This is a genomic window from Pseudomonas sp. 2957, from assembly GCF_031456345.1.
Classification (GTDB): Bacteria; Pseudomonadota; Gammaproteobacteria; order Pseudomonadales; family Pseudomonadaceae; genus Aquipseudomonas; species Aquipseudomonas siliginis.
The window spans coordinates 230,988-242,524 of sequence record NZ_JAVDUL010000004.1 but is presented as its reverse complement, the minus strand read 5'-3'; the positions used below and the strand labels follow the sequence as shown (position 1 = coordinate 242,524).

The window sequence follows — 11,537 nt, the reverse complement described above, 5'->3', positions numbered from 1 at the left end:
AAATCTTCGACAATTGCAATATAGTGCATTCTGGCAGCCAAAGACGCCCCAAATCTGCAACTAAATGCACATTAGCGCTCGCCACTGACTTACCAAATGCAAAATAATGCAGACAAGCATTTAACTTCACGCTGATAAAAATGCCGTCTTCAAGCGAAAGCTGTAGGAAAAAGAACAAGTGGCGCCGCGCAAAAGAATTGTTTGCGAAATCCAGTGAGGATTTTCCACAGAACGATCCGATGTCGCCTGCGTGGATGTGGGAAGCGGCCGACATCGGTTTTTTTCAGGCAGCAATAGAGTTGGATTTTCTCGATACGGAAATCGAACCTGATGCCCACTCAACACCTATTCGCACCAAAACACCTGGCTCTGGCTATTTCATTGGCAATGGGTTGCGTAGCGCTGGCGAACGCCGAGCAATCCACTGAAGCAATCGAGCAGCCCCCAAGCATGGAAACGACGGAACAGCCCGAAGCCAACCCCAAGCAACAGGCTTTGGAACGGCTCCAGGGTTTTCTCAACGACGCGAGCACAGTGCCGATTACCTTTACGACACCGGAAGCCGTGTTCAAAGGGACTGAAGTCAACGACTTGATCACCCTTGCAGACGGGGCAAGCTTCACTGGCCGGCTGGATGGCGGCAAGGGCGATAACGTGTTGTTCCTGAATGCTGCGGATGGCGGCACGTTGAACGACACGCGCAACTTCAATGGGTTATTCGTCGCCCAAGGCGACTGGACATTGAGCTCCAAAGGCGATTTCCATGAAGGTGTTCTGGTCGACAGCGGTGGAGCGTTGACCAACCTCGGCAGCATCAAGGGTGATGTGTATGTCCAGAATGGCGGCAGTTTCGCCGGTAAAGGCACGGTGGGAAATCTTGAGGTGGGTGGGCTGCTCACCGTCAATGCAGCGCTTGGCGCACCACGAGTGAAGGGTAATTTGCACTTGGCGCCTGGCGCCGAATTGGCTTACGAGGTCACTCCCGCTGGTGGTCAGACGATCAAGGTCGATGGCACCGCCCAACTCGAAGGTGCCACCCTGAAGATTGTTTCGGCTCCCGGAGAATATCCGCAGAGCAGCCAATACAAAATCATCGAAGCCCGTGAGGTGAAAGGCGAGTTTGGCCGGATCGAGAACGATCTGGCGTATATGACGGCCACGGCTCAATACAACAAGAAATCGGTTGGGCTGACTTACGCTCGCAATGGTGAACCGCTTGAAAGCCTCGCTCCTACAGAAAATGCAGGCGCACTTGCAGGAAGTATTATCGAGCCAGAGCAGCCGACTTCTCCCGCTGTACCGATCGCGACAACGCCCGCTCCAGCTTCAATGACAGCGGTGATCGCAGCTCCAGCCCCCGCCCTGACCTCAGTTGCGACCTTGATTGAAGACTCCGCATCGGTGGAATCATCGATGCCCGACGAAATCGTAACTGCACAAACCACCGCACAGCCCGCGTCGGAGCCTGCAAAGCCCATTAACACCGCCGTCGCCGCACTGCTGACCAGCGATAAAACCACCGCGCCAATCGCCCTCGATCAACTTGCCGCAGGCAGCAATGCCAACCTCGCCAAAGCCACGCTGAGCAGTATCACGCCGGTCAGTACGAGCATGCTCTCGGCGATGCGCCAACTGGACAACCGTTCCGGCTCTACTGACGGCTCGCGCAGTTCACCGCGTCAGGCCGCAGGCAACGAAGACTCCGGACGGGTGTGGGTTCAGGCGCTGGGCCACGGCGGCAAGGTTGACCGCGACGCTGACGGCATCCTCCAACATGCCACGCAAGGGCTGGTCGTGGGCGCTGACTGGCGACTCGACGAGCACTGGCATGTCGGCCTGCTTGGCGGCAAATCGCAGACCAAACTCGATGCCCGCCAGTACGACGGCGACCTCGACAGCTGGCACCTCGGTGCCTACGCCGTGCGTCAGGATGGCCCGCTGTCTTTGCGCCTAGGTGCGACCTACGCCAGCCATGACGGCAGCAGCACACGGCGGGTCGCGTTCAAGGGTTTCAGCGATCGTCTCAAAGGCAATTACGACGCCAATACTCAGCAAGCATTTGCCGAGGCCGGGTTCAACCTGGGCCGCAACAACGTGACCCTCGAACCCTTCGCCAGCCTCGGCTATCAGCGCTATCAGCGCGACAGCTACAACGAAAAGGGCGGCGACGCGGCGTTGAAAGTCTACGGCCAGACCCGCGACAACTTCAGCAGCACCTTCGGTCTGCGTGTTGCGCTGGTCAATACGCTGGATAACGGCATGCATTTGACCCCGCGATTGAGCGCAGGCTGGAAACATACCTACGGCGACATCGACAGTGACACCCGCCAGCAACTGCGCAAGGGCGGCAAGCGCTTCGAAGTGACCGGCGCGGCACTGGATCGGAACAGTCTGTCGCTGGATGCGGGGCTCGATCTTGGTCTTTCGGCGGCGCACACACTGGGCGTGGGCTTGACGGGTGAGCTGGGTAATGACAGCCGAACGTATGGCGTGGCGGGTCAATGGCGCATGGCGTTCTGATGGATTAAGCACGCCTCCTGTGGGAGCGAGCCTGCTCGCGAAAGCGGTGCATCATACAAAAGATGCTATTGGCTGACCTGGCGCATTCGCGAGCAGGCTCGCTCCCACATGCGGTCCCTGACAATGACCTGACAGGTCGGAAAATCACAGGCAAAAAAAAGGGGAGCACATGCCCCCCCGAGGTTTAAAGCATTGGATCGCGACTGTTATCTCAGCCTTCGATCTCGATGAGGATTTCGCCCGGGTTGACCCGGTCGCCCTTGGCCACATGAATCGCCGTGACCTTGCCGCCGATGGCAGCCTGGACTTCGGTCTCCATCTTCATCGCTTCGGTGATCAGTACCGCCTGGCCTGCCTTGACGGTATCGCCCTCCTTGACCAGCACATCAACGATGTTGCCCGGCATGGTGGTGCTCACGTGGCCTGGTGCCGAGGCCTGTTTGCGTTTGCTGCTGCCACCACCGACAAATTCGTTGAGCGGTTCGAACACCACTTCTTCCGGCATGCCGTCGATGGACAGATAGAAGTGGCGCTTGCCTTCGGCCTTGACGCCGACACCGGTGATGTCGACGCGGTAAGTCTCGCCGTGGACGTCGATGACGAACTCGGTCGGCACGCCTTCGCCGCTCGCCGAGGCAACGGCGCCCGCTTCCGGGATCGGCAAAAGCACTTCCGGCGTAAGAGTGCCGGCGGCGCGTTCTTCAAGGAACTTGCGGCCGATGTCCGGGAACATGGCGAAGGTCAGTACGTCTTCTTCGGATTTGGCCAGTGCGCCGATATCGGCACGCAGCTTGGTCATTTCCGGTTTGAGCAGATCGGCCGGGCGCACGTCGATGACGTCTTCGCTGCCGATCGCCTGGCGCCGCAGCTTTTCATTGACCACGCCCGGTGCCTTGCCGTAGCCGCCCTGCAGATACAGCTTCACTTCGTTGGTGATGGTCTTGTAGCGCTCGCCGGCCAGTACGTTGAAAAACGCCTGGGTGCCGACGATTTGCGAGGTTGGGGTCACCAGCGGCGGGAAGCCGAGGTCTTCACGCACGCGCGGGATTTCTGCGAGCACTTCGCTCATGCGGTTCAGAGCGCCCTGCTCTTTCAACTGGTTGGCGAGGTTGGAAATCATCCCGCCCGGCACCTGGTTGACCTGCACACGGGTATCGACGGCGGTGAATTCGCTTTCGAACTGGTGGTACTTCTTGCGCACGGCATAGAAGTACAGGCCGATTTCCTGGAGCAGCTCCAGATTCAGGCCGGTGTCGTACTCGGTGCCCTTGAGCGCGGCGACCATTGATTCGGTGCCCGGGTGGCTGGTGCCCGAGGCGAAGCTGGAGATCGCGGTGTCGATGTGATCGGCGCCGTTTTCGATCGCCTTGAGCTGGCACATGGCGGCCAGGCCGGCGGTGTCGTGGGAGTGGATGAACACCGGCAACGACTGCTCGGCTTTCAGAGCACGCACCAGTTCACCAGTGGCATACGGGGTCAGCAGACCGGCCATGTCCTTGATCGCTACCGAGTCGCAGCCCATGGATTCCATTTGCTTGGCCTGGGTGACGAAAGCGTCGATGGTGTGCACCGGGCTGGTGGTGTAGGCGATGGTGCCTTGCGCATGTTTGCCGGCAGCGTTCACTGCTTCAATGGCAACGCGCAGGTTACGCACATCGTTCATCGCATCGAAGATGCGGAACACGTCGATGCCGTTCACCGCTGCTTTGGCGACGAAAGCTTTGACCACGTCATCGCTGTAGTGGCGATAGCCGAGCAGATTCTGCCCGCGCAGGAGCATTTGCAAGCGGGTGTTGGGCAGCGCCGCACGCAGTTGGCGCAGGCGCTCCCACGGGTCTTCCTTGAGAAAGCGCACGCAGGCGTCGAACGTCGCGCCGCCCCAGCATTCCAGCGACCAGTAGCCGACCTTGTCGAGCTTGTCGCAGATCGGCAGCATGTCTTCGGTGCGCATGCGGGTGGCGAGCAGCGATTGGTGAGCGTCGCGCAGGATGGTGTCTGTTACGAAGATTTTCTTGCTCATTCTTGTATTCCTCACAGGCCTGCGTGGGCGGCGATGGCGGCGGCGATGGCCAGGGCCAGCTCTTCGGGTTTGCGCTTGATCGAGTAGTTGGTCAGTTCCGGGTGGCTTTCAACGAAGCTGGTGTTGAACTGGCCGCTACGGAATTCCGGGTTGCGCAGGATTTCCTGGTAGTAGGCGGCGGTGGTCTTCACGCCCTGCAGACGCATGTCGTCGAGGGCGCGCAGGCCACGGTCCATCGCCTCTTCCCAGGTCAGCGCCCAGACCACCAGTTTCAGGCACATCGAGTCGTAGAACGGTGGAATGGTGTAGCCGGTATAGATCGCCGTGTCGGTGCGCACGCCCGGGCCGCCGGGGGCGTAGTAACGGGTGATCTTGCCGAAACTCGGCAGGAAGTTGTTCTTCGGATCCTCGGCGTTGATACGGAACTGCAACGCAAAGCCACGGTGCTGAATGTCTTCCTGCTTCACCGATAGCGGCAGGCCGGAAGCGATGCGAATCTGTTCGCGGACGATGTCGATGCCGGTGATTTCTTCGGTGATGGTGTGTTCCACCTGCACCCGCGTGTTCATTTCCATGAAGTACACCTCGCCCTCGGCGAGCAGGAACTCCACGGTGCCGGCGTTCTCGTAGCCCACAGCCTTGGCTGCACGAACCGACAGGTCGCCGATGTAGGCGCGCTGTTCCGGGGTCAGCTGCGGGCTCGGCGCGATCTCGATCAGCTTCTGGTTGCGGCGCTGGATCGAGCAGTCACGCTCGAACAGGTGCACGACATTGCCGAAGCTGTCGCCAAGGATCTGCGCTTCAATGTGCTTGGGATTGACGATGCATTTTTCCAGGAACACTTCCGCCGAACCGAACGCCTTGGTGGCTTCGGAGATGACCCGGGGGAAGTTCTGTTCGAGTTCTTCGCGGCTGTTGCAGCGACGGATACCGCGACCGCCACCACCGGAGGTGGCCTTGAGCATTACCGGGTAACCGATGCGATCGCCTTCGACCAAGGCTTCTTCGATGCCGGAGACGTTGCCCTCGGTACCGGGCGTCACCGGTACGCCGGCCTTGATCATGCTGCGGCGCGCTTCGGTCTTGTCGCCCATGCGCCGGATGACTTCCGCCGACGGGCCGATGAATTTGATGCCGCGCTCAGCGCAGATTTCCGCCAGCTCGGCGTTTTCCGAAAGGAAGCCGTAGCCGGGGTGCAGCGCATCGCAGCCGGTTTCCACCGCCAGGTTCACCAGCTTGCGCGGGTTCAGATAGCCGGCCAGTGGCTCGGCACCCACGCTGTGGGCCTCGTCCGCACGCTTCACATGCAAGGCATGGCGATCGGCGTCGGAGAAAATCGCAACCGAGCGAATGCCCATTTCGGCGCAGGCTCGTACGATGCGTACGGCAATCTCACCACGGTTGGCGATCAGGATCTTTTTTATCACTTGGAGGTTCCCTTGAGCCGGTGGCACCACGACCTGCTAGACCCAGGTCGACGCGTGACCAAATGTTTCAATTCAGTCGCAGGTCCACACTAGCGCTGCTGAGGGATTAACAAAAATGAATAAAAATTGGGTCAGGCATAAGCAAACACTTATAGTTGAAGCAACTGACCGCTGACCGAGCCTGAAAAATATGCGTAAGTCATTGATGCGTATGACATTGCGTCAATTGCAGATCTTCAATGAGGTGTGTGATTTACGCTCGTACAGCCGCGCCGCCGAGGAAATGTCCCTCACACAACCGGCCGTGAGCCTACAGATTCGTCAGCTGGAAGAGCTGATTGGCCAGCCGCTGTTCGACTATGTCGGCAAAAAACTCTACATGACCGAGGCGGCGGAAGCGCTTCAGCGCGCCAGCCGCGACATTTTCGGGCGCCTGGAAAACCTCGACATGCAACTGTCGGACATGCAGGGTTCACTGCAGGGTCAGCTGAAACTGGCGGTGGAATCGAGCGCCAAATATTTCGTGCCGCATCTGTTTGCTGCATTCAAGCGCCAGCATCCGGAAGTCAATTTGCAGCTGACCGTGGTCAACCGTGGCCAGGTCATCCGCCGCCTCTCGGACAACCGTGATGATCTGGTGATCATGTCGATGGTGCCGCAGGACATGGGCCTGGAATTCCTGCCGTTTCTCAATAATCCGATTGTCGCCGTGGCGCGCCCGGATCATCCGCTGGCACACATGGGCCCGTTGCGCTTGCAGGATCTGGAGCCTTACACGCTGCTGATACGCGAGCCGGGCTCGGGCACGCGTCTGGCCTGCGAGGAATACTTCAAGGAAAAGCGCGTGCACTTCACTCAGACCCAGGAGGTGGCGTCCGCCGAAGCTCAGCGTGAATGCGTGCTGGCGGGTCTGGGCCTGGCGCTGTTGACGCGCCACGCCCTGAACCTGGAGCTGGCGACCGGCGGCCTGATCGAGCTGCCGGTCGAGGAGTTGCCGCTGATGCGCAGCTGGTGTCTGGTGCAAGCCAAAGCCAAACGGCTGTCACCGGTGGCGCACGCCTTCCTGGCGTTCATCCGCAGCGAGCGGGCGCAGATTATTGCGCTGGTTGAGCGTTTCGACGGGAAGCGGCGGGCGCTGCCTGCCAGTGCGTGATCTCGGGAAAATCGCCGATCTCGGCCTGAAGCTGGCGAAGTTCGAAGCGATCCTCGATTGCGCGGCGAAATTCCATGCGGCGCTGATCTTCCTGCTGACGACGGGTTTTCGCGGCGCTGTTGCGTTCTTCGTAGGGCTGAGCCATTTCGAGTCTCCCAGGGCGAGTACGGGAGTTTTACGATAGGCGTGGGGGATGACGGTTTGGCTGCGCGGGGATGACAATGTGATGAAATGTGCGCAGGGATGTGCTGTTGTTGAGGACGCTTTCGCGAGCAGGCTCGCTCCCACATTTGATCCCGTTATGACCCAGAATTTATGTTCTCAGAAGCCCCCCTGTGGGAGCGAGCCTGCTCGCGAACAAGGTCGGAACGACCTTGCTCAATCGTCCAGCGCTTTCACGGCCTTGGGCGACAAACGCAAACTGCGCAGACTGCGCTTCACGCTCTTGAGGTGATTGACCAGGCTCGGCCCGCGCGCCATGGCCACGCCCATCGCCAGCACGTCGATCACGACCAGGTGGGCGATTCGCGAGGTCAGCGGCGTGTAGATCTCGGTGTCTTCATGCACATCGATCGCCAGATTGACGGTCGACAGTTCGGCCAAGGGCGTCTGGCTCGGGCACAGGGTGATCAGCGATGCCCCGCTTTCGCGAACGAGGTTAGCGGTGATCAGCAAATCCTTGGAGCGCCCTGACTGGGAAATACAGATCGCCACATCGGTCGGTTTCAAGGTAACGGCTGACATGGCCTGCATGTGCGGGTCGGAGTACGCCGCCGCGGTCAGCAGCAAACGGAAAAACTTGTGCTGTGCATCCGCGGCCACCGCTCCGGAAGCACCGAAGCCATAGAACTCGACACGCTGCGCCTGGGACATCAGCGTCACCGCGCGCTGTAACTCCACCGGGTCGAGCTTCTCGCGCACTTCCATCAGGGTGTGCAGCGTGGTGTCGAAAATCTTCAGGCTGTAGTCGGCGACGGAGTCATCTTCGTGGATCGCGAACTGGCCGAAGCTGGCGCCGGCGGCCAGGCTTTGCGCCAGTTTCAGCTTGAGATCCTGAAAGCCGGAACAACCGATGGCGCGGCAGAAGCGCACGATGGTCGGCTCGCTGATGCCGACGCTGTGAGCCAGGTCGGCCATGGAGCTGTGCATCACTGCCGCAGGGTCAAGCAGCACGTGGTCGGCGACCTTGAGCTCCGACTTGCGTAACAGGTGACGTGACTGGGCGATGTGTTGCAGCAGATTCAAGGGGCTGGACTCTTCTTGTGGGCAAGGATGTAGCAAGCTTGTAGTTATACTACATGAATGGGCATTTTGCCTGCTCAATGCGTAACTCGATGTCCCGGCATCAGGCGCGCTGAGGTGCATGTAGCCCTTACTGCGGATTTGCCTGATCACGCAGAAGCCCGGCCAGACGGGCAGCGTCCACCGGCCGGCTGATCAGATAACCTTGCACTTCGTCGCAGCGTTCGGCGCGCAGAAATGCCAGCTGATCCTCACGCTCGACACCCTCGGCGACGACTTTGAGGGCCAGTCCGTGGGCCATGGCGATGATCGCGCGAGTGATCGCCGCGTCCGCACTGCCCTCGCTCAAGCCGCGAATGAACGCCTGATCAATCTTCACGTAATCCACCGGAATGCGCTTGAGGTAACTCAACGACGAATACCCGGTACCGAAATCATCGATCGCCAGTTTCACTCCCAGATCGCGCAGTTGCTGGAACGTGGCAATGATGTGTTCGACGCTGTCGAGCAAATGACTTTCGGTCAGCTCCAGCTCGAGGTAGTGCGGCGCCAGCCCGGTTTCTTCCAGCACTTGCCGGACCAGACTGACCAGTTTGCCCTGGCGCAGCTGATGCACCGACAGGTTCACCGACACGCGGATCGGCGCCAGGCCCTGCCGTTGCCATTCGCACGCCTGCCAGCACGCCTGACGCAAAACGAATTCGCCGATCGGCCCGATCAGACCGGTCTCTTCGGCCAGGCCAATGAAATCCGCCGGCGGCACCTGGCCCATGCTCGGATGATCCCAGCGCACCAGCGCTTCAGCGGCATTCATGCGGCCGGTTTGCAGGCACAGTTTCGGTTGGTAGAACACTGTCAGTTGCTGTTCTTCAATGGCTCGGCGCAAGTGGTTTTCCAGCTGCAAGCGTTCGAGTGTGCTGGCTTGCAGGCTGTCGGTGAAGAACTGGAAATTGTTGCCACCCAGATGTTTGGCATGCTGCATGGCCATGTTCGACTGGCTGACCAGCGCGGAGATCTCACGCGCGTTGTCCGGCAACAGGCTGATGCCCATCGAAGCGCTGACTACCAATTCATGCCCGTCGACACTCAGCGGCAAACGCAGCTTGGCCGACAACCGCGTCGCCACCCGCGCCAGGCTCGACAGATTGCCGTAGGCATCGAATAGCACGGCAAACTCGTCTCCGGACAAGCGCGCAATGGTGTCGGCCTCAGGCAAGGCATTGACCAGCCGCCGCGCCATTTTTTGCAGCAGCTGATCGGCGACTTCATGGCCGAGGCTGTCATTGAGCAATTTGAAGCGATCCAGATTGATGTGCAGCAATGCGAGACTGCGGCGCCCGCCCTGCCGCACCCGCTGATGGGCTTCGTGCAGGCGTTCGCGGAACAGTGAACGGTTGGCCAGGCCGGTGAGCTCATCGTAATGGGTCAGATAACGCAGGCGTTCTTCCGACGCACGCCGTGCCGAGAGATCGGCGAAGAAGCCGACAATATGGCTGACATTGCCCCGGCTGTCGCGCACCGCGTTGAGCTGCAGCCACTGCGGATACAATTCGCCGTTCTTGCGGGTTTCCACGAGTTCACCCTGCCAACTGCCGTGCTGCTCCAGTGCATGCCGGATCGCCACATAGTGGCGATGGGCATCGCGGCTGCAGGGCAACTCGACGACGTTGCGCCCGAGCATGTCGTCGATCTCGTAACCGGTGACCCGGCTGAACGCCTGGTTGATCGCAATCAGCGCGTAGTTCGGGTCGAGAATCACGATGCCTTCGCTGGCCGCTTCGAACACCGTGGCCGCCAGCCGCTGCTGCTCTTCAAGGCTTTTGCTGGCGCTGATATCGCGGCGAGTGCCGACCATGCGGATCACCCGGCCGCTGGCGCTGCGCTCTACGGCGCGGCCACGGTCCTCGATCCACACCCAGTGGCCGTCGCCGTGGCGCAGGCGATACTCAACCTGATAATCCTCGGTGCGCCCCTTCAAATGCTCGACCAGGGCGAACTTGAGTGACGGCACGTCTTCGGGGTGCAGTCGTGGCTTGAGGTCGCGCAGCAGCGCGGTGACGTACTCCGGGGCGAGGCCAAACAGTTCCTGAATCTGTGTGTGATGGACTTCGTCGGTCTGCAGGTTCCAGTCCCACAATCCGAGCTCACTGGCCTTGAGCGCAAGCGCCAGGCGCGCTTCGCTTTTGCTCAGGGCCTGATTGGCGGCATCCAGTTCGCGGCTGCGCTGGGCCACGCGATCTTCCAGATCGACCTGCGCTTCACGCAATTGCGCCTCGGCACAGCGGCGCTGTTCGATCTCTTTGCCAAGCTCATGATTGAGTTGTTCGCTGCGCGTCTGCGCTTGCTGCAAATGCTCGATCAGGTGCTGATTCTGGAAACGCCGCAGCAATCCACGGTCGATCAGCCGATTGACCTGCCATGCCACCACGCTCAGCGAACCGAGCAGGATCAGCCCCAGCCAGCCCCAGCCCCGCGCCTGATCGTCGCCGCCCCAGAACAGGTAGCCGATCGCTGGCAGCAGGCACGGCAAGGTAAACGACAGGAACGCCGGCAGGCTCACCGCGTAGGCGACGCTGGCCGACAGCGTTGCCGCGCCGATCAGGCCGAACACCCAGGCTTGCTGCATGAAGTTGTCAGCGGGCACCAGAGCGATGCCGGCTCCGGCCAGGGTCAGGCCGGTCATGGTCGAACCGAGCAGGAACATGCGGAACCAGATTGGCTGGGCCTGACGATCGGGAATCGCCGAATCGAACGCGGCCACCTGAATCACCCGCAGCGCGACCAGCGACAGCAGCCACACCAGCCAGACGCTGACCACGAAGTAGCGCTGCGGGCTCCAGAGCAAAGCGGCGCAGACCAGACCATTGATCAACATGAACAGCGTGGGCAACAACGAGCCCTGATACAGCAGACGCGTGCGCTCCACCGCCATTTCGACGGCATAGTGCTTGCGGATCACCCGGGGGTCCACGGAGGGCCCCGACAGTTCGGCGCTGAGGATCATGGGCAACGTTCTTGTTCTTATAGGAGGGCGTGCGCCCGAAACGTGGACGGAGCATACACAAGCCGATCCCGATGCCAAACTGCTGCCGATCACAATTGCGGGGAAATTTTCCGCCGCTTGCGCACCGCTGCAACCCCTCAGGCGAGACGGGCCGAAGCCTGCAGCCAGTGA

8 protein-coding genes are annotated in these 11,537 nt (G+C 60.5%); 3 read left to right on the top strand and 5 right to left on the bottom strand.

Going from position 1 to position 11,537, the window contains the following annotated elements; all coding sequences use genetic code 11:
* The first annotated feature begins 140 nt into the window (after positions 1 to 140).
* On the top strand, positions 141 to 428 hold the full coding sequence (locus J2Y39_RS15730; protein WP_252878200.1) for a hypothetical protein: 288 nt from the start codon (positions 141 to 143) through the stop codon (positions 426 to 428).
* Complete coding sequence (locus tag J2Y39_RS15725) at positions 331 to 2,520, top strand: autotransporter domain-containing protein (protein ID WP_310218670.1); 2,190 nt, start codon at positions 331 to 333, stop codon at positions 2,518 to 2,520. The genes J2Y39_RS15730 and J2Y39_RS15725 overlap by 98 nt, the downstream gene beginning before the upstream one ends.
* Positions 2,521 to 2,731: 211 nt before the next feature.
* On the opposite strand, the gene oadA is transcribed toward J2Y39_RS15725, so the two are convergent.
* Positions 2,732 to 4,540 carry a sodium-extruding oxaloacetate decarboxylase subunit alpha gene (oadA, locus tag J2Y39_RS15720; protein ID WP_310218668.1) on the bottom strand — a complete coding sequence of 603 codons (1,809 nt, stop codon included), beginning with the start codon at positions 4,538 to 4,540 and terminating at the stop codon, positions 2,732 to 2,734.
* Between the two features lie 11 nt (positions 4,541 to 4,551).
* Complete coding sequence (locus J2Y39_RS15715; protein ID WP_024014853.1) at positions 4,552 to 5,967, bottom strand: acetyl-CoA carboxylase biotin carboxylase subunit; 1,416 nt, start codon at positions 5,965 to 5,967, stop codon at positions 4,552 to 4,554.
* 190 nt (positions 5,968 to 6,157) lie between these two features.
* On the opposite strand from J2Y39_RS15715, the gene J2Y39_RS15710 reads away from it, so the two are divergent.
* Positions 6,158 to 7,120, top strand: a complete 963-nt coding sequence (locus tag J2Y39_RS15710; protein ID WP_252868494.1) for a LysR family transcriptional regulator — start codon at positions 6,158 to 6,160, stop codon at positions 7,118 to 7,120.
* Here J2Y39_RS15710 and J2Y39_RS15705 read toward each other — a convergent pair.
* From J2Y39_RS15705 to J2Y39_RS15695, 3 genes are all read right to left on the bottom strand, one after another.
* Complete coding sequence (locus tag J2Y39_RS15705; RefSeq protein WP_080902479.1) at positions 7,062 to 7,265, bottom strand: PA3496 family putative envelope integrity protein; 204 nt, start codon at positions 7,263 to 7,265, stop codon at positions 7,062 to 7,064. The genes J2Y39_RS15710 and J2Y39_RS15705 overlap by 59 nt on opposite strands.
* A 233-nt stretch (positions 7,266 to 7,498) precedes the next feature.
* On the bottom strand, positions 7,499 to 8,365 hold the full coding sequence (gene hexR / locus J2Y39_RS15700) for a transcriptional regulator HexR (protein WP_007962240.1): 867 nt from the start codon (positions 8,363 to 8,365) through the stop codon (positions 7,499 to 7,501).
* A gap of 127 nt (positions 8,366 to 8,492) precedes the next feature.
* Positions 8,493 to 11,366: a GGDEF domain-containing phosphodiesterase gene (locus tag J2Y39_RS15695; RefSeq protein ID WP_056790975.1), complete on the bottom strand. Its 2,874-nt coding sequence runs from the start codon at positions 11,364 to 11,366 to the stop codon at positions 8,493 to 8,495.
* Positions 11,367 to 11,537: the final 171 nt, after the last annotated feature.